At 48.8% G+C, this 25,700-nt stretch carries 20 protein-coding genes; 10 read left to right on the plus strand and 10 right to left on the minus strand.

Annotation, left to right across the window (positions count from 1 at the left end; genetic code table 11):
- The first annotated feature begins 143 nt into the window (after positions 1 to 143).
- Positions 144 to 680 carry a peptide-methionine (S)-S-oxide reductase MsrA gene (msrA, locus tag ACXAGR_RS22255; RefSeq protein ID WP_474846092.1) on the plus strand — a complete coding sequence of 179 codons (537 nt, stop codon included), beginning with the start codon at positions 144 to 146 and terminating at the stop codon, positions 678 to 680.
- A gap of 265 nt (positions 681 to 945) precedes the next feature.
- Positions 946 to 1,458: a DNA starvation/stationary phase protection protein Dps gene (dps, locus tag ACXAGR_RS22260; protein WP_474846094.1), complete on the plus strand. Its 513-nt coding sequence runs from the start codon at positions 946 to 948 to the stop codon at positions 1,456 to 1,458.
- Between the two features lie 53 nt (positions 1,459 to 1,511).
- Here the strand turns inward: dps and ACXAGR_RS22265 are convergent, their stop codons facing one another.
- Together ACXAGR_RS22265 and ACXAGR_RS22270 are read right to left on the minus strand one after the other, a co-directional pair.
- On the minus strand, positions 1,512 to 3,287 hold the full coding sequence (locus tag ACXAGR_RS22265; protein ID WP_474846096.1) for a sigma 54-interacting transcriptional regulator: 1,776 nt from the start codon (positions 3,285 to 3,287) through the stop codon (positions 1,512 to 1,514).
- A 105-nt stretch (positions 3,288 to 3,392) separates the two neighbouring features.
- Positions 3,393 to 5,816, minus strand: coding sequence for a TonB-dependent receptor (locus tag ACXAGR_RS22270; RefSeq protein WP_474852591.1), 2,424 nt, complete (start codon positions 5,814 to 5,816; stop codon positions 3,393 to 3,395).
- A gap of 446 nt (positions 5,817 to 6,262) precedes the next feature.
- On the opposite strand from ACXAGR_RS22270, the gene ACXAGR_RS22275 reads away from it, so the two are divergent.
- Genes ACXAGR_RS22275 through ACXAGR_RS22285 form a run of 3 tightly spaced genes read left to right on the plus strand, consistent with a single transcriptional unit; the run spans position 6,263 to position 9,754 of the window.
- Positions 6,263 to 7,744, plus strand: coding sequence for a benzaldehyde dehydrogenase (locus tag ACXAGR_RS22275; protein WP_474852592.1), 1,482 nt, complete (start codon positions 6,263 to 6,265; stop codon positions 7,742 to 7,744).
- A gap of 19 nt (positions 7,745 to 7,763) precedes the next feature.
- Positions 7,764 to 8,873, plus strand: a complete 1,110-nt coding sequence (locus tag ACXAGR_RS22280; protein WP_474846102.1) for an NAD(P)-dependent alcohol dehydrogenase — start codon at positions 7,764 to 7,766, stop codon at positions 8,871 to 8,873.
- The gene (locus tag ACXAGR_RS22285; protein ID WP_474846104.1) at positions 8,870 to 9,754 is read left to right on the plus strand and encodes an alpha/beta fold hydrolase; all 885 of its coding nucleotides are present in this window, start codon (positions 8,870 to 8,872) and stop codon (positions 9,752 to 9,754) included. The genes ACXAGR_RS22280 and ACXAGR_RS22285 overlap by 4 nt, the downstream gene beginning before the upstream one ends.
- Here the strand turns inward: ACXAGR_RS22285 and ACXAGR_RS22290 are convergent.
- Entirely contained in the window at positions 9,705 to 10,829 is a 1,125-nt protein-coding gene (locus ACXAGR_RS22290; protein ID WP_474846106.1) for a hypothetical protein, read from the minus strand. The genes ACXAGR_RS22285 and ACXAGR_RS22290 overlap by 50 nt on opposite strands.
- A gap of 113 nt (positions 10,830 to 10,942) precedes the next feature.
- Between ACXAGR_RS22290 and ACXAGR_RS22295 the strand changes: the two genes are divergently transcribed.
- The 5 genes from ACXAGR_RS22295 (at position 10,943) to ACXAGR_RS22315 (ending at position 15,884) form a co-directional block, all read left to right on the plus strand.
- Positions 10,943 to 12,808: a metallophosphoesterase family protein gene (locus ACXAGR_RS22295; protein WP_474846108.1), complete on the plus strand. Its 1,866-nt coding sequence runs from the start codon at positions 10,943 to 10,945 to the stop codon at positions 12,806 to 12,808.
- Positions 12,809 to 12,818: 10 nt separating this feature from the next.
- Entirely contained in the window at positions 12,819 to 13,358 is a 540-nt protein-coding gene (gene fldB / locus ACXAGR_RS22300; RefSeq protein WP_119502549.1) for a flavodoxin FldB, read from the plus strand.
- On the plus strand, positions 13,342 to 14,145 hold the full coding sequence (locus tag ACXAGR_RS22305; RefSeq protein WP_474846110.1) for a CLCA_X family protein: 804 nt from the start codon (positions 13,342 to 13,344) through the stop codon (positions 14,143 to 14,145). The genes fldB and ACXAGR_RS22305 overlap by 17 nt, the downstream gene beginning before the upstream one ends.
- A gap of 141 nt (positions 14,146 to 14,286) precedes the next feature.
- On the plus strand, positions 14,287 to 14,694 hold the full coding sequence (locus ACXAGR_RS22310; protein WP_119503483.1) for an ExbD/TolR family protein: 408 nt from the start codon (positions 14,287 to 14,289) through the stop codon (positions 14,692 to 14,694).
- 185 nt (positions 14,695 to 14,879) lie between these two features.
- Entirely contained in the window at positions 14,880 to 15,884 is a 1,005-nt protein-coding gene (locus tag ACXAGR_RS22315; protein WP_474846112.1) for a choice-of-anchor A family protein, read from the plus strand.
- On the opposite strand, the gene ACXAGR_RS22320 is transcribed toward ACXAGR_RS22315, so the two are convergent.
- The 7 genes from ACXAGR_RS22320 to ACXAGR_RS22350 all read right to left on the minus strand — a co-directional run bounded on the left by ACXAGR_RS22320 (position 15,864) and on the right by ACXAGR_RS22350 (position 25,678).
- A complete protein-coding gene (locus tag ACXAGR_RS22320) occupies positions 15,864 to 18,167 on the minus strand; it encodes a cellulose synthase subunit BcsC-related outer membrane protein (RefSeq protein WP_474852594.1) in 2,304 nt (767 codons plus the stop codon). The two genes, ACXAGR_RS22315 and ACXAGR_RS22320, sit on opposite strands and share 21 nt — an antisense overlap.
- Positions 18,157 to 19,197, minus strand: a complete 1,041-nt coding sequence (locus ACXAGR_RS22325) for a family 8 glycosyl hydrolase (protein ID WP_474852596.1) — start codon at positions 19,195 to 19,197, stop codon at positions 18,157 to 18,159. Before ACXAGR_RS22325 ends, ACXAGR_RS22320 begins: the two co-directional genes overlap by 11 nt.
- Entirely contained in the window at positions 19,197 to 21,467 is a 2,271-nt protein-coding gene (locus ACXAGR_RS22330) for a cellulose biosynthesis cyclic di-GMP-binding regulatory protein BcsB (RefSeq protein WP_474852598.1), read from the minus strand. Before ACXAGR_RS22330 ends, ACXAGR_RS22325 begins: the two co-directional genes overlap by 1 nt.
- Positions 21,467 to 23,674: a UDP-forming cellulose synthase catalytic subunit gene (gene bcsA, locus ACXAGR_RS22335; RefSeq protein WP_474852600.1), complete on the minus strand. Its 2,208-nt coding sequence runs from the start codon at positions 23,672 to 23,674 to the stop codon at positions 21,467 to 21,469. Before bcsA ends, ACXAGR_RS22330 begins: the two co-directional genes overlap by 1 nt.
- 1 nt (position 23,675) lies before the next feature.
- Entirely contained in the window at positions 23,676 to 24,155 is a 480-nt protein-coding gene (locus ACXAGR_RS22340) for a hypothetical protein (RefSeq protein WP_474852602.1), read from the minus strand.
- 159 nt (positions 24,156 to 24,314) lie between these two features.
- A complete protein-coding gene (locus ACXAGR_RS22345) occupies positions 24,315 to 24,986 on the minus strand; it encodes a tRNA1(Val) (adenine(37)-N6)-methyltransferase (RefSeq protein WP_474852604.1) in 672 nt (223 codons plus the stop codon).
- A gap of 53 nt (positions 24,987 to 25,039) precedes the next feature.
- The gene (locus ACXAGR_RS22350; protein WP_349589370.1) at positions 25,040 to 25,678 is read right to left on the minus strand and encodes an NAD(P)H-binding protein; all 639 of its coding nucleotides are present in this window, start codon (positions 25,676 to 25,678) and stop codon (positions 25,040 to 25,042) included.
- Positions 25,679 to 25,700 lie beyond the last annotated feature (22 nt).

A 25,700-nucleotide genomic window follows, 5' to 3' on the forward strand; every position in this document is an offset into this window, starting at 1 on the left:
CACCGCCGGCCCGATGTACCACTTTACCTGTATAATAGTACGCGGTTGCACATCATTCAGAGATTAAAAAAGCGTAACTTGAGGTTGAAGTCAGCGACTAACGTAACCACATTACAGGAAATCTGATAACAGGAGCTTTAATAATGGCAACGACAGAAACTGCGACACTCGGCGGAGGATGCTTCTGGTGTATTGAATCGGCATTCAACAGTGTGGAAGGCGTAATAAGCGCTATTTCCGGATATGCCGGCGGACACGTTGAAAATCCTTCCTATGAGGCCGTCTGTAAAAAAGATACCGGGCATGCTGAAGTCGTGCGGGTTGAATTTGATCCGGCCAGCATTTCTTACCGTGAAATCCTCGAAATTTTCTTTGCTTTGCATAATCCCACGCAGGTTGACCGCCAGGGGAACGACACTGGCCCGCAGTATCGCAGCGCAATCTTTTATCATTCCGAAAGCCAGCGGGATGAGGCACAGAAAATTATTCAGGAAATTAATGACGATGAGATTTGGCCTGACCCCGTCGTTACTGAGGTAACAGAAGTTAATAATTACTATCCGGCAGAAGACTACCACCAGAATTACTTCAAAAATAATCCGCAGAATCAATACTGCGCCATGGTAGTGGCACCTAAGCTGGCTAAGTTTAAAAAGACGTTTGCTGCCAGATTGCGTTAAGTCTGCATCCCGGCACATTCATTTATCAGGCAGCCTTCAGGGCTGCTTTTTTTTGCACAATTTACAGATGTCTGCATGTTTTTCTTACCCGCCAGCCATTTTGCCTCTGTCGCAATCCGTTAAAAATCCTCTGCAGCCCGCTTTCTAAAAGGTGAAAAGAGAAAAATGTTACAGCCGGTACGTGGTTTGCAGCTACTAATTCACTAACTTAGAGGCTGCCCGCTCAGAGAGTCTGCAGCCGTAAACGACTAAAGCAGGAGAAATCATGAGTAAGAGTAATGTTGCTGCATTTACTGCACCGGGTATGAAAAAAGACGCTGCGAAAAAAGCTGTTGCTGTGCTTGAACAACGTCTGGTGGCACTGCTGGATTTACAGCTTACGCTGAAGCATATTCACTGGAACGTGGTTGGCCCGAATTTTATCGGTGTACATGAAATGCTGGACCCACAGGTCGATGCCGTGCGCGATATGACAGATACCATTGCAGAACGAATTGCTACCCTTGGCGGAGTACCTCACGGTACGCCTAAAGCGATTGTTGAAGGTCGTTCATGGGAAGACTACAAGATTGGCAAGGCACTGGTCACTGATCACCTGGTAGCGCTGGATGCCGTGTACAACGGTGTGAATGGCGACCACCGTAACGCTATTGAAGAACTGGAAGAGCTGGACCCTGTATCAGAAGATATGATCACCGGTCAGCTGGCTGATCTGGAACAGTTCCAGTGGTTCGTAAGAGCGCACATCGAATCTGCCAGTGGCGAATTGAAAAACTAAACAGAGATCTGTCTGACTTAAATTTGCGCTCCGTTCAGGAGCGCAATTTTCCGTTAACCCAAATTGTATTTTTTCATACGGTAGGCCAGCTGAGCACGACTGATACCTAATTTTCGGGCCGCAGCGGACAAATTATTATCGTTCAGTAAAACCGCTTCTTTTAGCAAAGTTCGCTCCAGAGAGTCGAGGGAAAAGCCACCGGATTGCAAAGTTTCTACTTTTTCTAAAATGTTTTCTGACGAATAATTTGATTGCTGACCCAACTGCCCCTGTGCATTCACTGAGAGTAAAAATTTTTCAGGTAAAGGCTCTTTGTGAAACATATGATGTATATCGACACTATCGTGGTCTTCCGCCCATATGACACCGCGCTCAACAATGTTTTGCAGCTCTCTGATATTGCCCGGAAAATCATAGTTTAGTAAGGCTTGAGAGGCCCTGAGAGTTATTCCGGATAGTTTTTTTTCATGAAGGATGCAGTATTTTTTGAAAAAATGATTGACCAGCAGTGGGATATCATCGCGCCTCTCCCTGAGAGGAGGTAGAGCAATGGGAAACACATTTAACCGGTAATATAAATCTTCGCGAAATTCTCCCTTTTCAACGGCATCTAACAAATTCAAATTTGTCGCAGCTACAACTCTGACATCGACAGAAACAGGTTTAGTACCGCCCACTCTTTCGATCTCCTTCTCCTGTAAAGCACGGAGTAACTTGCTCTGTCCGGACAGGCTTAATGTGCCCAGCTCATCGAGAAATAAAGTCCCACCTTCAGCCCGTTCAAAGCGGCCTTCACGGCTGTGTGTTGCTCCTGTAAAAGCACCTTTTTCGACACCGAACAATTCAGCTTCGAGAAGATTATCCGGAATAGCTGCACAGTTAAAAGCAACAAACGGGGACCGGTGCCTTTTACTGGAATAATGCAATTGTTGCGCAAAGAGCTCTTTACCCACTCCAGATTCACCAGTTAACAAAACCGTAGCGTTTGTTCGCGCCACTTTGCTAAGCGCATGACTGACTGTCAGAAAGGCAGGGGAAACACCGACCATACTTTCCTGCTCCTCACTCTCATCATGAGCAACTGGAAAACTGTTTTTTTCGGAATATGGTTCACCTTTCTTTTTCTTTCGGTGTTTCACAAGAAAATCTACATCTTGCTGCCCCTCTGGCCATTTATTGGCATTCTTCCCTACTAACTTGCAATGGGTATGCCCCATACCGAGGCATCCGGACTCGCGGAAAATAACCAATGTACCAAGAAGACAACTGACATAGCCGATAGCATAGCCGATTTCCATCCAGCAAACAGGCTGGCTACTAACTCCATAGGAAGTGAGATGCTGCTCTGCCTCAAGGCTGTTGTGCCAAACAAACTCGCCATCATAAAGACCTTCCGATTTGTCAAATTCAAAATGTACTGTCTCCACTTTCACGGCGCCTTCAAGCGAGTGCAAGTTAGTACCTGCGGCAAATATTGAAGCAGGATCGGCTTCAGGCCACTGAGATTTAACCAGTTCACCATCCCTCGCACCTGACAAATACCCTACCCGCATAAACAGCTTCCTTGCTTCATCCAGACCAAGCGTATCAATTATTTGTTGTCTTAAAGCTCCGAAAGACTTTCCGTGGAGCAATATCATGCGCTGGTCATTCATCCAAATTCGCCCGTCTCCGGGTGAAAAAAATAAACATTCGGTCAGCTCATCAATAGTCGGGCTGGTAGATTCATCCAGTTTTGATGATGAACCGTGCAGTGCCCCAGATCCATCCTTCGAAACGAGTCCCGCAAGAGAGACTTTGTTGTGAATTTGTTTTTCGTACCTTTTCATGACCGGAAATTCTTATACAACTGGATAAACTAAGAGTAGCGGGATTAGTGGGGATTTACACTAAAAGCGGACCGCATATCACTTACGGTCCGCTGGATGCTTATTTCAGTAACGGAAACTGAAATTCAAAGACCACATACGCGGCGCGTTGTACACAACTTGCGTAGTGCCCACATCGTTGTTTCTGAAACCTGTGACGATAACGCGATTATCCGTAATATTTTCGCCACGGAGTGACACATCCCAGTTTCCTTCGGCGGAAATATACTTCACAGATGCATTTGCAAGATGATATGCAGGCTGATTCGTCCCCGGCGAGTTCTCAGTGACATTCGCTGTCTCCGTTCTGAATGCCCAGTCCGCCATCCATACCCATTCAGCACCTGATTCAAGCATATAATGGTAGCGAACTCCCAGGCTGCTGGAGAATTCTGGTGTATTCACGAATTTGGCATCTCCGTCTATTACAGCTCCCTCTTCCAATTCGGTGTATTTTGCATCTATATAGCCTAGTGATGCATTCACATACAAATTTTCCGTGACGATAAACTGACCTTCCACTTCAAGGCCGCCGATTTCGCCTTTCGCTGCGTTCTCAAAGAAAGGAGATAGTCCGCGATTTACTGTGATTTGAATATTGTCATAATCAGTGTAAAACGCAGCAGCATTGACCTGTGCCGCTCCGTCCCAAAATCGTGACTTGATGCCCAATTCATAGCTGTCGGCTTCTTCAGGTTCAAAGGTAGGTGGCACATTCCCGGGCTCGGGTACTGTTAGTCGTGTTGTCCACCCGCCGGATTTAAAGCCTTGAGAATATGACGCGTAGCTCATTATGTCTTTAGTAATATGATATTCAAAACCGAGATGTATAGAGGTATCATCAAACGACAACGTATTTTTCCCTAATGGATAAACTCTCGTCAGGTCATCTTGATCAGGATAGAGACTAGCCGGAAAACCCACCTTTATGCCAAACTGGTTAAGCTCGAGTTGCTTTCCTTCAAATTCTTTATCTTCACGGGTGTAACGGATCCCGAAGGTCGCTCCCCATCTGTCATTAATTTCATAATTAATGTGCGCAAACCCGGCTACTGCTTCGTTCTGCAAGTCATTCGGTCCGTAAACCTGAACCAAACCAGCAGCAAATACAGGCGTGTCAACGAGTGTGCCTTCTTCTGTAAAATAATATAGACCTGTCACCCATTTCATTTTGTCGTTAAATGCGGTACCGGTCAGTTGCAGTTCTTCGGAAAACTGGCTCTGCTCCATGTAAAATGATGTGTCGACCATCGTGAACGGCCCACCTGAATTGTCAACGCCGAAGCTGGACGCCAATGAACGGTACGCAGTAATCGATTTCAATCCCAGATCACCGTTGAGATCCCATTCTGCGGTAAGAGCAGTTCCCCAAGCTTCAAGCTCTGAGAAATTACTGCCCGCGGCATAGGTAATATCCGGATCACCCGTGATATATCGATCATCGATGGGCAGACGATTATTTGACGGGTCGTCATCTGCATTTGCTCCTGCCAGTGCCGTTCCGATAGTTGCCCGTGTTCCACATACCGCGCCTAAGCCAATACCAGCAAGTGTAGCTGTATCCAGACTTATACATGTATTATACAGTGAAGCAAGGCTGGCTGTATTGTCGACTGAAATCAGTGTCGAAGGGGCAGCGCTTTCATCGGTATCGGTATAATCAGCCGAAAATGTTAAAGTCAGATCGTCTGATACAATGTATTCCGCTTTTATACGACCATTAACTGTATTTTCAGCTCCCGCCGCATCTCCGTACGTCAGCTGATTTTTAGTAGTGTTGAAATGCCCGATGTCGTTTACAAATGCTTCACTGCCCGGAAATCTCAATCGCTTTTGGTAACCGTCCCTTCGTTTTGATGAAAACGAGACCTGAGTCAGTAAATCATCAGAAAGCGGTATATCGGCAGCCACACGTAGATCTTGCCGGTTAAAACTGCCTACAGTCACTTCCGATTTAAATGCAAATTCGTCTGATGGACGACTTGATATTATGTTAAGCGCACCACCAATAGTGTTCCTGCCAAATAAAGTCCCCTGAGGGCCTTTCAATACTTCAATTCGCTCAAGATTCAAAGTATCAACTACGGCACCAAGAGTACGGGCGTAGTACACACCATCAACATAGAGACCCACTCCCGGTTCGAGATTAAAGGCAAAATCGTTTTGTCCGATCCCGCGAATAAAAGCACTCAGAACAGACGACGAACCAGCAAAAGGCGAAGTCGCGTCCATCTCTACGTTGGGGATAAAAGCAGACACTTCAGTTACATTACCAATATCATTATCGCGGATACCATTTGCAGAAATAGCACTAATTGCTATAGGAACTTCTTGTGCATTTTCTACCCTTTTCTGGGCTGTGACACTGATGACTTCCAAAGTGCCTTTATTATCCTCCTGTGCACTCGCTTGATTAGTCACTGCAATACACAAAGTAGATGCGAGCGCAGTTAATCTTAACGGCACGAGCGGGGTGGTTTTTAATTTCATTTTATTTTCCTCAGGGTCTTCATTTAATTTACATTTAGCACTCAAAAAACTAACAAAGCAAAAACAAAGCCAACCAAGAAAGATAAAAACATATCATTGATATTTAATGCTATTTTAAAAGAAAAAGATAATTAAGTATGATTTTATCATCATCAAAAATGAGTACCTAATCGAACTTAAATGTTAAAAAAAATAGTACTTTTCTACACTATCACCTTACATTCAGCTCAGGTATCGTGGGCATGAGTCGTCCTGATTGATCAAATGAGCAATCACTTAGGACAAAATTGATCATTTGAGCAATTATCAGATAGTAACCGTCATATATTCGTGTCTTCCAGCCGACCAGACTATCCACCGAGCCCTTACCATCACCGCCAACGTAAATAAAATGTTATCCACATGTGTATTTTGGCACATGACTTGAAATACCCATGGCGATATTTATGAAAATTGAGGAAGAAACCGTGGTCAATCAATGGCTAAAAGAACAACCCTGGAAAAGCTGTATATATACTGGCAAATGGACAAAAAATGGACGAGAAACTATCGCTGTCGATGAACCGGCCAAACAGATGTGGCTAACAGAAGTCGGTAGCGCCGGCGAAGAGGATATCCGTAGAGCAGCAAAAGACGCATCCCGCGCAGGCATGGCGTGGGCAATGATAGCTGCCAGAGAAAAAGCAGATGTTTTTTTGAAAGCCGCAAATTTTCTGCAAACACATTTCACATCATTTAGCGAGATTGTGGCCAGAGAAACAGGTGGTGCCAGATTCAAAGGCGAACACGAGGTACGGGAGTGCATCACACTTTTAAAACTTGCTGCAGGAATGGCTCTACAACCTCACGGGATCACCTTGCCTGACGATGAAGGAAAGCTGTCTTTAGCAAAGAGGAAACCAATTGGCGTTGTAGGGGTAATATCACCATTTAATTTCCCGATGGTACTTAGTACAAGAAGTGTGGCTCCCGCTTTAGCCACCGGAAACGCCGTAATATCGAAACCAGATCCCCGCACGCCGCTCTCAGGTGGTTTTTTACTTGCATTGGCACTTGAGCACGCTGGATTACCAGCCGGAACATATCAAGTATTGCCAGGTTACGGAGACGCTGGAAATGCACTTTGTACATCAGATGAAGTAGGTATGATCGCCTTTACCGGATCAACGCATGCCGGCAGGTTAGTAGGAGAAACTTGTGGAAGACACCTGAAAAAAGTGTCATTGGAATTAGGTGGAAAAAGCGCGCTTATTATTTTAGATGACGCAGATATTGATATTGCTGCCAGTAACATCGCATGGGGGGCATTTTTACATCAGGGTCAAATTTGTATGGCCTCAGGACGAATATTAGTTCACCGTTCAATTGCTAAAGAAGTCATCGCTAAGATTGTAGGACGGGCGAAAACACTGTCTTACGGCGACCTGGACAGCCAATGCCCCATCGGCTCTCTGATTAGCGCGCAACAATTAGAGAAAGTCAGCAAAATTGTCGAAGATTCTGTCGAAGCCGGCGCGATTGTGCAATGCGGGGGGTATCACGAAGGTCTATTCTACGCCCCGACAGTTCTCACTGATGTCTCGCCCGGTATGCGCTGCTTTGAGGAAGAAATCTTCGGGCCGGTTGTAAATATCGTCACATACGATACTGACGAGGAAGCTATTGAACTGGCTAACAGTGGTGACTACGGACTTGCAGGCGCCGTTATCTCCAACGACCTCACAAGAGCTATGCAAATCGGCGCTCAACTCGAAGTAGGACTGCTCCATATCAATGATCAAACTGTAAACGACAATTGTTGCAACCCGTTTGGCGGATTCAAATCATCAGGAAACGGTTCTGCAGTTTGTGGCCCGGCCGACTGGGATTTATATACTCACTGGCAGTGGCAGACCATCTCTCCCAAAGCTCAATTAAAACCTTTCTAAGTAAAGTGAGATTCAAATAATGAAAATAACCGCAGCCGTAGCCAGAGAACATAATAAGCCTCTGACGCTTGAAACCTTAACGTTATCCCAGCCTGCCGCAGACGAGGTAATGGTCGACTTAGTAGCAACCGGAATATGCCATACAGATCTGGTAGTACGTGCAGGAATGCTCCCTACCCCCCTTCCAGTTGTCTTAGGCCACGAAGGGGCTGGAATTGTCAGGCAGGTGGGGGAAAAAGTAACGAAAGTAAAAGTAGGTGATCACGTGGTAATGACGTTTGATCACTGCGAAACATGTCCCAGTTGCAAGGAACAGATGCCAAGTTACTGTCATGAATTTTTTCCGAAAAATTTCTTTGCTACACGGAAAGACGGCACCACCGCTCTTAAAGACGCAAACGGCCCTGTGCACAGTCATTTCTTTGGTCAGTCTTCGTTTGCCTCCACTGCCATTTGCAGGCAAACCAACGTAGTGAAAGTCAGTAAAACTGCGGATCTGAAAATGCTGGGCCCGCTGGCTTGCGGACTTCAGACAGGTGCCGGTGCCGTTATAAATGCGTTGAAGGTAGCTCAAGGTAAATCCTTTATAGTCTTTGGCACCGGCTCAGTAGGCCTTGCCGCAATAATGGCGGCAAAGATACAAGGCGCTTATCCAATTATTGCGGTCGATAAAAACCCGTCCAGGCTCGCCATAGCAAAAGAGTTAGGGGCTACACACACATTATTGTCTGAAGGCGACACCGTTAACTCGTTGATAGCGATAACCGGGCACGGTGCCGATTTTTCGCTGGATACAACTGGAATACCCGCTGTTATCCGAACCGCCGTAGAATGTTTGGCCCCTCGTGGCACCTGCGGCATATTGGGGGCATCCGGTCCGGATGCTGAAATTGTGTTGAACGAAACCCACTTTATGAGTGGTGGCCGTCATCTGATTGGCATCGTGGAAGGGGAATCACAGCCTGAAACATTCATACCAGCTCTAATCGAACTCTACGAAAACGGCACGTTTCCCTTTGACAAACTCATTACCTTTTACTCCTACACAAACATTAATAAGGCCATTGCAGATATAGAGAACGGCGCTGCTATTAAGCCTGTCATATTATGGAACGGGGCCGGTAAATGACACTGACAGAATTTAATTTCTCTGCACCAGAGCACTCAATCCGGCTTGATCAATACGTCATCCGATACTGGGACACACAAACTCAAAACAAACCTCTGCTCCTGCTCTGTGGTGGTGTAGGAAGTAGCGTTGAGATTTGGGCTAACCAATTCTGTAGTCTCTCGCAAGACTACAGAATTATAGCCTGGGACTATCCTGGACACGGCCTTTCTTCTCCAGTCAATGGTCACGAAGACTTAAACGTATTGGCTATACTCGGCTGCCAGCTACTGAAACAAATTGCTGATGGGCCAGTGCACTTAGCGGGTAACTCTCTGGGTGCGGCTGTCGCTACAAGGATATACGAAATGATGCCGGAAAAAGTGCTTTCACTGGGCTTACTGAATAGTGCGACACTAGGACATGCGACACCATTTCCTTTTCGCCTGATGGGATTGCCGGGAATCGGCGCACTATTATCGCAACCCGGCAGAGTCGCTTTTACAAATCAGTGCAAAGCTATTTTCTATCAAGCGGAAAAGGTTGACAAGCTGATACTCGAAGCTGTTCGGCGAAACAGCTACCACAAACCAGCCCAGCAAGGCTTGCGTCACTTCGTATCTGTCATAAACTCGGTGTTTGGTCAACGCAATCATCTGATCCGCACCACGCAATCGATTTTAAACAGTCCACCGCCTGTTACCTGGTTTGTACATGGCAGGGAAGACATGGTGATACCCGAATTGCACAGCAGGCTTCAATCGTCAAATACACCTTCAGCAACCCTTCATGTCTTTTCAGCTTGTGGCCACACACCGCAAGCTGAAAAACCGGGCGCAATCAATCAACTTATTAGAACCATGCTGGATCGAGGGGAACAGAAAAAAGTAGCGGAGCCATAGCTTGATAGGCTACCGAATTTGAATCACAAATTATATTTTTCAAATAGTTTTCCTTCCAGGGATCGTTTACCAGATAAAGTGTGTTTCCCAGAACCGTTAAACCTTCTATGGATGCATTATCCATCCGCTCTTCCGTACTGCAGTTATCACCTGATGCCGGAGCGGTGAAATGTAACGGGATGCGTTTCGTTTCTTTTTCAGGATCAGTACTGATCACCCACAATTCATTATCATTACGCGCAGAAGCCAGCAAGTAACCCTGTTCGCCTTCCCCGTCATACCATGCCAGACCATTCAGAGGATGATTTCCGCTGTCAAAAACAGGCACAGCAAGTCCGGGATCCTCAACCGGAACAAAATCCGTGGTATCCCAGAAGTCGTCATCCAGGGTTAATGAAAAGATACGGGGCTGTCCCGCTGCGTCTTTTTCCAGTCCGAGATACAGGGTGTTATCTGCGCTTATTGCCAGTCCCTCAATGCCGTCGTTGGGGTAGTCCCCCACATTCAGAGACAGCGGGAATTGCAGTGGCCTGACACCTGTCATTGTAGTGCCGAACTCATGGCGCTCAAGCCGTATCAGCAATGACGGATAATCTGTCGAACCGGTATTCTGATAACGCTGCTGGCATCTTACCGACAATGCGCCGGTACGGGTGGCATCTTCGGTTACGGTATAGAAAACGCCGGGCTGAGCGGGATCAGCGACCAGCGCCTCAAGATCAGGCGCATCTGCCAGATAACCTGAAAAACAACTGCGTCTGACAGTGGTGCCAATACGCATTTTTTCTTCATCACTGGTTACCGTTGCAGTTTGAGGGTCAATAAAATGCAACCGGCGCTGCATGTCCGCGCCGGCACTGGCATCAGACAAGGACACCAGTTTCCCTTCCCACACGGTAAGGGCAGATGTTTGCGGATCGGCCATTACATTCCCGCTTTCATCTTTTATCCACGTGCCCTTAGCCTCCAGCGACGTGACTTTGGAAGCCGTGGCTACTTCAACTTGCTCCGGCGCTTCGCTGCATGCACCCAGTGCAAATACCGCCACACCGGCCAGGCCAATAATTTGTTTCATTCTTTTCCTTTAACCCGTTGAAGAATTGCGAAATAATTTAAAACGTTTAAGAGTATATCACTGTAAGAAACTCACCTGCGAATCTCATCAAAACACAGGAGCTTTACATCGTCATGTCATCTTTACCACTGGTAGTGGCGGGGCCGGTTCTCAGGCACACCCACTCACAGGGCTTCACACTTTGGCTTGTTACCAGTGAACGGGTTGATGCACAACTGATATGTAATCAGCAGCAGACAGAATGCGCTCAGCATACCGTACAGGCCGGTGAACGGGCCTTCGTTACTTTGCTGGAAGCCCACCTGGCTTCACCACTCACCGCCGGCAGATTAAACGAATACGAACTGCTTTTTGCGTCGCAATCACAGCAAAGTCAGTGGGATAATGAAAAGCAGACCGTGTTGTTTGAAGGGCAATCAGCCCTTTCTTTTTACTGGCAACCGGCACTGACAAACGTGTTACACGGCTCCTGCCGGAAACCTCATCATGATGAAAAAGATGCGCTTACCCGTGTTCACGGATTAATTGAAGAGGAATTCAAAGGCGGTGTCTGCCGGCCGGACATGCTGCTGTTGACCGGCGATCAGGTATACAGCGACGATGTCGCCGGTCCAATGCTTCAGGCGATACAGCAAGTCATTACTGCGCTGGGGCTTTTCGGTGAGCCCCTTGAAGGCGCAGTGGTGGACCACAGTGATGCACTGACCTCTCACTCATTGAATTACTATCAGCGGGACGAAATCCTCCCCAAAATAGCCATGAACACGGCACTGTCGAAGCTATTTTTCGGCGCCAAGAAAAAGCCGGTGTTTACTTCAGTAAATGCAAAAAACCATTTGATTTCATTTTCAGAAATCATGGCCATGTATATCCTGGTGTGGTCGCCGGCGATGTGGCGCGACATCAAATTTTCAGACAGTCACATCCCTGAACCCTACAAAGCTCAATTTAATCAGGAACTGACAGTTATTCAGGCTTTCGCAGCCACCTTGCCGGAAGTGCGCCGTTCTCTGGCACACCTGCCGGTCTACATGATATTCGATGATCACGACGTGACCGATGACTGGAATCTGACCCGAGGGTGGGAGCAGGAAGTGTATGGTCATCCCCTGTCAAAACGTATGGTGGGTAACGCACTGATGGGTTACTGGCTTTGCCAGGGCTGGGGTAACCAACCGGATAAGTTTACGGACATTCTGGAAACTGCTGCCGGCGTTTTCACTCCCGCCGGCCTGAAGGAACATGATGCCTTTATTGATACGCTGCTGGATTTCGAAGAATGGCACTACACACTGGAGACGTCACCGCCGGTGTATGTGATGGATACCCGAACCCGCCGGTGGCGTTCAGAATCCAGTCTGAATAAGCCATCCGGTTTGATGGACTGGGAAGCACTTTGTGAATTCCAGCAGGCATTAATTGGAAAGGAAGCGGTGATTGTGGTGTCTGCCGCCCCCATTTACGGCGTAAAGATGATTGAAGCCATCCAGAAAGTATTTACGTTTTTTGGCAAAGCACTCACCGTAGATGCAGAAAACTGGATGGCCCACCGTGGCACGGCAAACGTCATTCTGAATATTTTCCGCCATTATAAAACGCCGCCGGAATTTATTATTTTGTCCGGCGATGTGCACTACTCTTTCGTGTATGATGTGCGCCTGCGCTTCCGCCGGAACAGCCCCCATATCACTCAGTTTACCTGCAGCGGTATTAAAAATGCTTTTCCTGAAGGACTATTGCGCTGGCTGGAAAGATTAAACCGTTGGTTTTATGGTCATAAATCGCCGCTAAACGTGTTTACACGGCGCCGGAATATGTCGGTGAGATCGCGCTCTCCCGATGGCATCGACGGTAAAACCTTGTTGAACCGCTCTGCAATCGGCCAGCTTGTTTTACACAAGAATGACACCACTGTAATTTGCAAAGCGTTGTGCAGTAACGGGGATACGGTAGAAATCCCGCCCAGGAAAGAAGAATAGAGGTAAAAGAATGAGCGATGAAGCCCTGTCCATCGGTTTGTTTTATGGTTCCACCACCTGTTATACCGAGATGGCAGCCGAAAAAATTCAGGCTCAGCTGAACAGTATTTTTGATGCGCAGGTCGTCAGCGTTTTTAATATCAAAGATACTGCGCTGCAACAGGCAGAAGCTTTCGACATTCTTATATTCGGCATCTCCACCTGGGACTTTGGTGAGCTGCAGGAAGACTGGGAATCCAGTTGGGAAGACGTGCACAAGCTGAACCTTGCCGGAAAAACTGTTGCCCTGTTCGGATTGGGTGATCAGTTCGGCTATGCCGACTGGTTCCAGGATGCGCTGGGCATGCTGCATGAAGCCCTTGAGCCGTCAGGTTGCCGCTTTATCGGCTTCTGGCCCAATCAGGGCTATGAGTTTGCCGAATCAAAGGGACTGACGGAAGATAAGTCTCAATTCGTCGGCCTTAGCCTCGACGATGAAAATCAATTTGATCAAACCGATGAGCGCATCAACACCTGGTGCCTTCAGCTGTTAGATGAACTCGCCGGCTAACGCCTCTTCAGGCAGACTCCACCGCGAGTTCTACCGCAACGGTCCATCCCACCGCGACGGTGCGGACGTCAGCTTTAATGACATCCGCAAGTTATTTAATTTCTCTGCAATTACCATTGGCAAATGGGTCACGGCTGAAGAACAGCAGCTTGCTGCCAATTTGTTCTTCGATGCCCTGTACGATCTGATCGAAATATTACAAATAAACGAACAGGTGATCTCGCTGAACGGCACATTATCGCTGGCGTTTGGCAGTGGCGGCCAGAAACACGCCAGCGCCCACTATAACAGTGCTAAGCGGCAACTGGCTCTGGCAAAGAACGCCGGTGGCGGCGCACTTGCGCACGAATGGTTTCATGCCTTCGATCACTACATTGCATCCCGCGTTTTTAGCGATCTGCCGCCGGGATCATTTGCTTCCAAAGCCTGGCTGGACAGTGCGCCAATGCGTGCTCACCCCCTGAATGATAAGCTCTGCGAGTGTTTTCAGGTTATGTTCCTGAACGATCAAAAAGCACCGAATGATTATCTTTTGCGATCAATAGAGGCTGATCGCACGTTAAAAATGTATTACTATGCTATGCCACAAGAGATGGCGGCGCGGGCATTCGAAGCTTGTATCCAGGATCATCCCGTGAAGAATGCGTTTCTTGTGCAGGGAACAAAAAAGTCTGCTGAGGCTAGACTTGGTATTTATCCTCATGGTAATTTGCGTAAACAGCTTAATGATGCATTAATGTTGTATTTTTACCAGTTGGGTAAGGCCCTGACTAAAAAATCATCGTAATAATATAACTCACCGGTGATTTTGGCTAAAAAGCCAGCAACAAGTGTTAAGAATGGTGTCTGTTTATTACAAAATGCTACCAGTTTTGATAACAAACAGTATACTAGGGTGCTCGAACTTAAAGAGAAGAATGACTACGAGATGAAAAGAAAAAAGCATACCAGTGCCGATGACGAGGCTCAGATTGACATGACCCCCATGTTGGACATCGTGTTCATCATGTTGATCTTCTTCATTGTTACCACCTCTTTCGTGAAAGAGAAAGGTCTGGACGTAAACCGTCCTGATGACAGCCAGGCAAACAACAACAAGCCTTCCAAATCACTGTCTATCCGTATTGACGCGAATGGCGTGATTACAATGGGTGGTCGTGAAGTTGATATCCGTCGTGTTGTTGCGAACGCGCAAACGTTCCTTGCAGAAAACAACACTGACTCTGCAGCAATTCAGGCAGAAGAAAATACCGAACACGGTATCGTTGTTGAAGTAATGAACCAGGTTAAAATTGCAGGTATTGAAAAGGTATCTGTTCTGGTGAAAGAATCCTGACCATCAGTATTTCTTTTCTATCAAATTAAAAACGCGGCTTATGCCGCGTTTTTTGCATCAGTATTGTTCAACATACCTTCCTTTGCTGGTGTTGACCGGCCAATTAACATACAATCTTTACGTTATCTTTATTCATGCCTGAAATCACAAAAGGGAAGCATTCGGGCAAGCTTAGCGGAGCGTTTATGCGTCATTTACGTTTAAAACATCTTTTCATCGGATTGTTATTCGGCAGCCAGCTGGCCAGTGCCGCGCCTGTGTATCTGAATGAAGCTTTTGATTTCAACGCGTACATCATGGAAAACATGACAGGCACTCAGTCTGATGTAGAGGGTACGCTGGCCGTGGGTGGCGACTTAAACCTGCAGCACTATGGTATTGGTCTCGAACTGCCGGAAAATGGTCAACAAAACACCCTTACAGTGGGCGGCAACGTCACCATGCGGGATGCCCGTATTTACAATGGTGACGCTGTTGCCGGTGGCACCATTGATATCGACAGTTCTGTTGGCCTGTATGGCGTTAATGCAACGAATAATACACACAGTTTTTATAATGACAGCTCCTTTGATTTCACCAGTATCAATCAGGATCTGCTGACCACGTCTTCGTTGTGGGGCGTTTTGTCAGACAATGCTACCACCACGGTAACCGGTAACGGCACAGACGTGTGGAGTATCAGCTTTGATGGCAACAGCGATTTTAACGTGTTCTCTATTGATGCCTCGACCCTGTCTGCAGCAAACAAAAGCATTTATCTGAACGTTGATACAGACAGCTACAACATTATCAATGTGACCGGTACGGATGTATCTCTGTTTAATACCGGTTTTTATGGCGCAGACGGCAATAAGATTGCAGATAATCAGCCGGGGGTTTACCGTCACGACGGTACGTATGCGAATAATGTGTTATTTAACTTTGTTGATGCCACATCACTGACCCTGAACGCCATTGGTTTTAAAGGCAGTATTCTGGCTCCGTTGGCAGACACGGTATTCTATGACGGGCATATTGATGGCAACTTTATTGTGAAAAGCCTGACATCGCCTGTGGGTACACTGACAGGCCAGATTAATAACTATCAGTTCGGTAACTTTACTGTCAGCGAGCCCGGCGGCGCGTTGTTTTTCGTCATCCTGATGGCATTTGGTCTCCGTCAGTATTTATTAAAAAGCAAAGCCTTTTAATTCCACAGACGACCCTATCAGTGTTTCGCTGGTTACGCCCTTACGTGGGGCGGCATACCAGCGAAGCTCAATACCAGCATACGTTGCCTGATACGCCACAGCATGTGAGCGGCTGACATAACCCGCCAGCGACCAGTGATTCCCAAACAAATACTGACCTTCAATCAGCAACTCACCGTTGACGCCTGACACATTGGTTGACGGTAACACCGTGACTGAATCCTCAGTTAACGGAAAGCGCGGCCCGCCATCCTGTTTGATTGAAGACCAGCCGAGACTGAAACGGCCTCTCAACTGCCACAGTCTACCTTCGGCGGTAAGAAGGTCAGTGCTGACCCCGGTACTGAAGAATCTCTGCGGACTGAAATAGCCGCCATGTCCGGCCGTAAAACCACTTAAATCGTGATCATACTGCTGCCAGCCGAGATACGGTGCCACGCGAAAATAGTCCAGCCAGTCTTTCTTATCGCCGGATAATTCTCTGCTAACTTCAACCCGCAGGCTGTGCATGGAGTTATCTTTCACCTGCTCTCCGTCAAGCATGGCGGTTTCTGCTGACAAAGATGCTGACCACACATCGTTCAGGGCCACTACACCCAATCCACGCAGACCTGTTTGCATAACACCGCCCCACGCTGCGCTACTGTCACGTGATGAGGTATCAAACCAGGTGCCGGTCTGACTGAGAACACTGTCTTTTCTGCGTTCTCTGTAAGCCAGACCTGATACTAAGAAATCAGCCTGATACCAGGTAGCCCCTAAGGCACCGGTCAGACGGGTAGAGACAGGTTGATCAAGCAGCAAGTACCCGGCCTGACCGTACCAGGTCCAGTCCTGTTCCTGACGGGTTAAGGAAACATCGATGCCCTGCCCGGCCTGCTTTGCCTCACCGGCAAAGTCAGCATCAGACAAGCCTGTACCAAACCAGCTACCGGCATCCGGTGTCCCGCTGAACACCTGCTCGTGACGCACACTGACATCGACACGGGTATCTTTAAAGACATCAGTGAAGCCGGTATAACCGGCATGCTCATCAAGATGGCCAAGCCCCCTTTCACCGCTACGGTGACGGGCTGATAAGCCGGCATAAACCTGCACATCGCCGGCGGTTGATTCTTTTGCCGGATTAGCATTGTAACGATCAGCCAGGTCGAACTGTTTTCTCCCGAATGCCTGTCCGCCTTCCTGACTGCTGATAAACGTGGCAATAAAGGGATACTTTGCTGACAGCGGCATCAGCGCTTCAGCATTGTAATCAAAACTGTGAATAACGGCAGACTGAACCTCTTCGTCAGCCGGGGAGTCTGCCAGCACAGACAGAAACACCTTCGAAGCGGCCGCTTTATTACCGCTTTCATCCAGTGCCCAGCCGTACAGCATTGCCTGGTCACGGCTGAGAAGATTACGCTCTTTAAGGGATTCTGCGGCACGGATGCTGGCTGCATAATCTTTCGCTTCCCATGCAGCTGTTTGCTGTGAAGACAATCCGTCACGGCACCATGTTGTTAATTCAGTCGTGGCAGGAGTAGTACAAGCCAGTACAAGTGCGTCTTTACTGTGTCCCTGCCCGTCCAGGCTCAATACCTCACCGTAACGGTTACCGGTTATCCTGAATAAAGATCCCGAGCGGGTAAACTCACCGGCATCAAAAGCCTGCCAGGCAGCACCGTTTATCAGTGCGGCAACTTGCTGCGGCCATGCATCATAAAGCGCTTGCAACCCGTTAAGATCGTCTGCAGCCATGGCCTGAAAGCTGAGTGCATCCACAGCCGCACCAATGGCATCTTTTTTCTGTCCGGCACTGCCTTCACTGACCAGAGAGAACAGAGTCATGGCTTCGTTATATTGCTGCCTGGCCATGTAAATCCAACCGGTCAGTAACAAGTCCGCGTCATTACGTTTGCTGTTAGCAATGGTTGCAGCACGGGACACTGCAACGACAGAAAGCCTCTGCCACTGCTTTTCTTTCATCGCTGCCAGCCGGCCCATAAATGCCGCATCGGGGTCTTCTTTAACGGTCTCTTTTTTCCTTTCGACAGGGACCACCGGCTTTAACGGTTTATTCAGCAAGCTGATAGCCTGCTTTAGAGATTCTTCCGGCTGCCAGTCAGGATAACGGTTTTGTAAACGCTGATATTCGGCGTTCGCCAGCGTTACCTGCTTATGTTTAATGTGATACCACACGCCGGTGAGATCCGGTGCTTCAGCCGCTTGAAGAGGCGCATTCAGGCCCAGAGTCGTCAGTACTGCTACGGTTAAAAGTGACAACCGCTTAACTGCCATGCCGGTTTCCTTCTTGAATTGCCAGACGGCTAAGCATAATGAGACTTGCTGAATAGTAATCAAGCTCACCGTTAAGGGTAAATACACCGGCGGCGTTATCCCCCTTCACCGGCTCACCATAAAGCTGTGCCGTCGCGGCACTTGCCGCTTTCATGCCCGGCGTCAGGGGATATTCTGCCACCGCACCGGTAAGTAAGTTTTTAGTTGCCGGTGCAGCGGTATCTGCCCAGTAATCCAGAAAAGGCTTCGCTACCTGCTTATCGATATTTTGCCAGCCAAGTTGCAACGGAATACGACAGGCATTGAACCCGAACTCAGGGTTTACTACACCTTCAAGACTGATGCCGTCGTCTGTCACTCTTAACCAGTCCGGGGTTAATGACCACTGGTTATTACTCTGCTGTATCAGTGTAATGCCGGATACGGCCAGATCGTCCCAGGTTTCATCGCCGGTAGCATCAGCGGCAGCATTCAGCGCCGGAAATACCCAGTAGGATAAATTCACCTGCACGTCGCCGTTGGGGTAAATAAAACCATTTTCCCCCGGCAGCAACAGCACGTAAGGATGCTTAGCCACGACCATAGTGGCCCTTACAGCCTCCAGAATCGCCATGGCTGATTTACGGTACACAGGTTCCTGCCATTTATCTGCCGCTTTAATTAACGCCCAGGCGATAAGTAAATCCCCGTCCGAGGCGTTATTGGGATCATCCACACAGGTTCTGTCCTGTTGAGGACACGGCGTATACCGCCAGCTGAACAGCTTATCGGCCCGCTGTAAGGTAGTGGCTGTCCACTGCCATAATTCGTCAAACCGTGCCTTGTCGTCAGCCGCTACGGCGAACAACATACCGTACCCCTGCCCTTCACTATGAGACACATTGTTGTTACCGGTGTCGATAATACGACCCTGGTCGTAAAATCTGGCCGCGTAGGTGTCCCAGGCGAGGGCGAACTCACTTTTGCGGGCAGGAGAGCAAGCAGTCATCAGCACCACTACAGAAAGTAAAACAAAGCCAAACCGTCTCATCACCATTGGTCCTGCATCTTGTTATTCCGGCGGCGCAGCAACCAGTAAGCAATGAATGAACAGAACAGCACCAGCACAATAAACGCAATTAGCCAGTACCAGGGATGATTCGACAGCCACATGCGGGTTTGCAGCCAGCTATCTTCAAATTCTCCGACCACGTAAACATCGGCAACCTGCATCACCAGCGCCGGCTGCTCAGGGTTTTCCCAGGCAAAGAAGTCTCCCCCCAGTTGCCCCCAGATGGACGGTGAAATCAGATCCTGCACACGGTCATTGAGTTGTGAGGGTGTATCAGCGGCCATCATAAATATTGTGCCGGTACCGTCACTCTGCGGATTCTTTTGAGCAATCAGGACTGCCAGATCGCCCAGCCCGCTTTGCTGCACCGTCACACCATGCATAATCAGATTCTTATGCTGTTTGTCTTCTGCCGCTTCCCGCAGACGGTTGTGCAGCATGTTTTGCAGGCGGTAGGGCCACTTTTTGGCATTCTCAAGCGACGCACCGAACGCAGTGGCATACCCCTGCGGTACAGAGTCCGGTGTGGTCATCAAAAATGCGGTATCGGTTGTCGTGCCGGGCACGCCTTCAATAACGTGAATATCGGGAAGCAGCGTACCCGCTGTCTGCGCCAGTTTACCGGCCAGTGTCAGTGCACCACCGGTCATGTCCGGCCGGGTCACGTAAATATCAGCAGACTTGCGCACAACAGATGCCATGGGGTAAGCGGTTTCTCCAAACAAGCGCAGATCAGGCTGCCTGGCCACATGTCCCGCTTCCGGCAGCTCTATACGACTGTCAGGTAACAACTGGAAGTAAAGATGACGCCCTGCCACATCATCACAAACCACATCCGTAATAGGTGCACGCATCGCCACGTCGAAATCGAGACGGTTACGGCCTCCTTTCAGGTGCCTTGCAGGCACATTTAACTGATACTTGCGGAAGGAATCACCATTGGGATTTGATAACGGCAATCCATGCACCAGTTTGCCGTTTATCAGCACATTCATCATTGAACCCTGACCAAACTCAGCACCGTAGGCAAAATCCAGCAACAAGGTTACCGTGGCATTTTCAGGCACGTAGAAATCCGCCGGTAAATTGAATTCAACTCGCTTGGTAGTGGCAGTTTCTCCGCGGTATTCCGCACCACCGTCGCCCATATCCTGAAACGAATAGCTTTCCCCGGGCGTCAGGGTGTCGGCCACCAGCGGTACCTGATTGCTGGCAGTCTGGAAGCCGTCAATCAGAATGAAGGGATCCGGATTCAGTGCATCATCCATCAGAGCCAGTGTAGTTGCAGCACGCTGTACCTGCCCCTCATTAGTACCTGAAACAATCAGGCGCTGCCGCGCCGGCACCAGCACCTTGTCATCCACCACAATGGCTGGTGTGGACTCGATACCTAAATATGCATCTCCGATTTGATTGAAGGTTTGCTCAGATAAAAACGGACGCAAAGAAGACGCCGTTCCCACTACCACATGTAAGGCTTCCTTCGACCTGTTATCAAGATAAAAACTGCTGATGCGATAGCGTTCCGCCTGTTCATCACTCCACGGCGTCAGATCATCTCTGGCCGGCAGCGCACGGGTATTGTCCAGCACGCCATGGCGGATTGCCAGATTCTGGTAATCTGCACGTAGCGCCAGCGCCTGAGCAACCAGTGGCAATGCGGTGGTGAGAGTAGACTGTTCTGCTCCGGACGCAGTAAATAATGTAACTCCCTGTTGCCGGCCGATACCGGGATTAAACCGGTTCTTTAAATCAGCCAGCACAGCAGGGCCATTAACTGCCGAGGTTTCTACAGACAGCACTGAACGGTATAAATCGATTTCACTCCACAGTTCCGGCGCGGCGTTATCAACACACTGATTGGCATAATGCTGACTCACAGCAAACGTCAGGGTATTGAATCCTTCACGCCAGAGTTCAGCAGGAATATCAATTTCCGGACGGAAATTCGGCGCATTAGGATCCAGCGCAATCTGACTGATGGTGGCATTGTTAAACCGGACCGCCAGAACCGAACGCTGCCGGATGAGAGCGATAGAATTTACCGCCCGCATGTCCAGTGTGGCTTTTTCCACCTTCAGACCACCGGACAATGGCACAGATAATTCAAATTCTGCCACTGCCCCTTCCATTCTCAATGTACTGTCACCTGCATACAAATCAGACAGTCGCACTTTGTGGGTTTCTGCTGCTATTGCCTGACTTAGCAGACTCAGGCCAAATAACAGGACGAAAACCATTTTTTTCATTATGTGCTTCCTTTAGCTGTGCGCATCTTTTGCCAGTAGCGGCGGCTGTTCAGATACAAATGCTGAAATGCCGGTCTGACACTTACCCTCAGTACATGTTTAACACCGAACCAGTAGGACACCGGGCGGGTTCTGCGACGCTGGAAACTCTGCCAGCGCCGGCTGTCGCCCAGAACAAAACGGACGATCTGATCAATATTACCTTCGTCCTGAACAAACTGAAATCGTACAAATTTATTGTCAGGAGATACAGACAGCACCTGACACGGCAGGCGGATCTTGCCTAAGTCCCCTTCTCTGTCTGTGATCAGCGTCACTTTTTCCGGCAATCCGGCAGTGTCACCGCTCAGCCTGAGCTTTGCGCCCCCCAGAGACAAATCTATCAGGTGACCGGTCCAGGCATTACCATCAGAGCCGATAAGGCTGATGTAATCATTGGCCGGCAAGCGGGCCTGTTCCCGCACTTGCTTACGCTCTACCAGCACCCCCATCACACTGACAAGCAGCAACAGATTAAATGCGTTCCAACCCAACACCACGGCGGTGAGCTCACGGGTAAGGGGTTCATTCACCATTTTCACCACACCGGCTACCATGGCAATGCCCACCAGCAACAGCAATGCATAAAATACACCGGAAAGAGGTGAAATAAAGGTTTGAGTCAGGTTCTCCCCTTTCGGAGTCACTACAAACGATGGCGCACGGGGATTCCTGAACACTTTGGTAAGCGCCCTTAGAGTGAAAATACACTGCAGGATCTCATAAAGCTCTGATACCAGCGGCCATCGGGTTTTACCGAATAACATGGTGGATAGCATGTAAGTCGCAATGACGTGGGGCATGGTGTAAGCCATGATCTCAGTCATAGAGGCGTGGTAAACCTGCATGCCGAAAACCAGATAGGCCAGCGGCATTAAAAGAAAAATAATACGTGCGAAGGGAAACAGCCAGAACAGAATTGAACTCATATAGCCCATACGCTGATGCCAGCTCAGCTTCTTTTCCATAAACGGCTTTTTCAGCAACAGGATCTGTGTCATGCCCTGCGCCCAGCGCATGCGCTGCGTCACAAAAGCGTCGAAAGTCTCCGGTGCCAGACCGCTGACCATCGGGCGGTCTACATAAACGGACTCATAACCCATGGCGTGTAAATCGAAGGCGGTCTCAGCATCCTCTGTGATCGACTCTCCGGACAACCCTCCGACCATTTCAAGGTGACTACGCCGGAGTACCGCCGCAGAGCCACAGAAGAAGGAGGCTGACCAGAAATCCAGCCCCCGCTGAATCGTGCCGTAAAACATGTCGTTTTCTGAAGGCATTCTGCTGAATGCAGAGAAATAGTTCCGCTCCACCGGGTCGGGGTTCGCCATAAAGTGAGGTGTTTGTACCAGAAAAACTTTTTCGTTCTCCACCAGCCAGGGCACGGTATGATCAAGAAAATCCATGGTCGGCACATGGTCAGCATCAAGCACAACGATGAGTTCACCATTGGTTTCCAGCAGAGCATCGTTGATGTTCCCGGCTTTAGCATGATGATTCAGTTTGCGGGCATGATAATGTACGCCAAGCCGCTCACACATGGCCGACAGTTCAGCTTTACGTGCCCTGGCGCGGTTTGCCGCCGCGACATCCTGCTGCGTGATTTTCTGCTCTGTACTGCCATCGTCAAGCAGATGCACAGCCAGTTTTTCCTGCGGATACTTCAACATCAGCGCCGCGCGCAGGGTCACTTCCAGCAGTTCCGCAGGCTCATTGTAAGTGGGAATAAGCACATCGACGGTGGGTAACTTTTCTTCAGGAATATTACGGATGGTTTTGAGAGGCCGGCTCAATGGCAATGAATTCACAATACATCCCATTACATGGGTAATGCCGGCGTAAATTTCAGCCAGATAAAGCAACCATACAGCCACCAGCGACAAAACGTCTGTTGCCGTAAGGGTATACAGCCCGCGCCAAATCAGGTACCGGACAGTGAGCGCCAGGCCAAGGAAAATAGCCACCATGCGAAAAAACTGCTGATAGCTGTGATAGGCCCGCGACTCCTGAGAACAGAGATGCACGGCAATAAGGAGGACAGCGGAAACCAGTAACTGGGACCAGGCATCCATAGGCACCAGTAACAGCAAACCCAGCAGGCTTAAACCGGCAATAAAAACAATCACCAGCCCCCCGGAACGGGAACCGGAAACAGAATTTGAAAACAAATCAGCGCTCCAAAATGGGAACGCGGGTAACTGCTGAATAATTCCCGCGGTTAATCAGTACAAGGTGACTGTCAGTGACTTCAACTTCATGATTACTCTGGTAAAAACGTTTTGATAAAGCATCTCTGTGACGACGCTGCTCTTTAACCAGCAGATAGCATACCGGCTGCACCACACAACCACTGAAGAAAGCAATGAACTCCAGCGAAAACAGCCATACCGGTGATACGGGCGAGACAAATAGCGAAAAACACAGCATACAAAAGCTGATCACCACGACGACCAGCCAGATTGCCATCATACGTTTTGCCCGTTGCAAGGCTTTCTCTGCTGCACAGAACTGCCGTAAACGGTTCTGCCATAAGTTCTCCAGTTGATAAACCGTGTTATCACGGAAGTGTTCAGTGCCGGAAAAACTCTCAGACTCACTGCTAAAAGCTTCGCCTTCACTGACCTGCAGCGGAAAATTATCAAACGACATTACAAAAGGCTCCCGGAAATGTAGCGCCTTTCCGGATAACCGGAAAACGTGCTGATTTCTTAGATCATAGTTTAAAGCCGTGCCCTGGCAGGATAAATTCAACTTATGGCTGATACTTATATGAAGTTATAACACCAGAAAAATGGATTCAATGATGCGCTAAAATTTTAAGTAGAATTCACGACATAAGCGGCGAAATTCTGACGTGTACTCTCCGTTACCGTCCCGAATCGCCAGTTGCTTACTATCCAAGCAATTTCTTTGCCGTTTAAAACGCCAGGCGATCAGATAAGGCTGTTTATCCACCACCGCACTGACGTACAGCCTTTGACTGGCGTAGAGTCCGGCCTTTTCTGCAGTTTCAGTAATCAATGTTTCCCGGGAGGCAGGATATACGCAGTAGAAGATCCCATCGTCAGTCAATTGACGGGAAACAACATCAAAAAGTGTAGCGGGCGACAAGCTGTCGTCAATTCTGGCGGTTGCCCGTTCTGTGGTCAGCGTTGTGTATGCCCGGGAGCCCCCGGACACTGATTCAAAGTAAGGCGGGTTCGTTATAATCACATCAAAACGGCCAGAGAATGCAAGGGAAGTGATGTCACCGGTTAACGCCTGTAACTGAGTTGACCAGGGGGATGCAGCAAAATTCTGTGCAGCCTGTGCGGCTGCCGGCCCGTCAATATCCACCGCCGTTATTTGTGCAGCAGAACTGGCCTTTTGCGCCATCATCAGAGCAAGTATGCCGCTGCCTGTACCAATATCCAGCACCCGCTTTGCATTGCCGGGCTGCGCCCAGCTTCCCAGCAACATGCTGTCAGTATTTACTTTCATGGCGCAGTTATCCTGGGCCACCGCGAACTGCTTACAACGAAACCCCTTTCCCATTACTGGCTGTCAAACTCCTGCAGAGTAATCATTTTATGTGCCACTTCCGTGGCAGACACGGGGCGGTATTTCTTCAGTGGACCGGCCATAAACACACCCAGAGCAGGTGCTATCATTTGCCCGAAAGCTTCCAGCGGACGGCTTTCATTTCGCTCACCCAGCAGTAATGAAGGTCTGACCGCGGATGCATTAGGTAGTTGAGGCATCCGCATTAATGCATCTTCCAGTTCTCCTTTTACGCGCAGGTAAAAGTTGCTGCTTTTCGCATCTGCTCCCACTGAGGATATCCACACAAAACTGTCGGCGCGCTGCGCCCTGGTGAGCTGCGCGGCAACGTGGATATACTCGAAATCGACTTTACGGAAAGCCGCCTTTGAACCGGCCTGTTTAAGGGTTGTACCTAAACAACAATAAACATGGTTAACACTGAAATAGCCCTGATAATCCTGTAACTGCTCAAAATCGATAACCAGCGGTGTCAGCTTACCCAGCGGGTCGCTGAACAAGCTAGCCGGCACAGGTCGCCGGACCAGGATAGTAATAGAATCATATCTGGGATCGAGCAATAGCTGGCGAACCAACGCCTTTCCCACCAATCCTGTCGCACCCAGCACTAAAGCGGTTTTATTGCTATTCACCTTGTGTCATCCTTTAAATATC

Source organism: Alteromonas sp. ABH4_457, assembly GCF_056160625.1.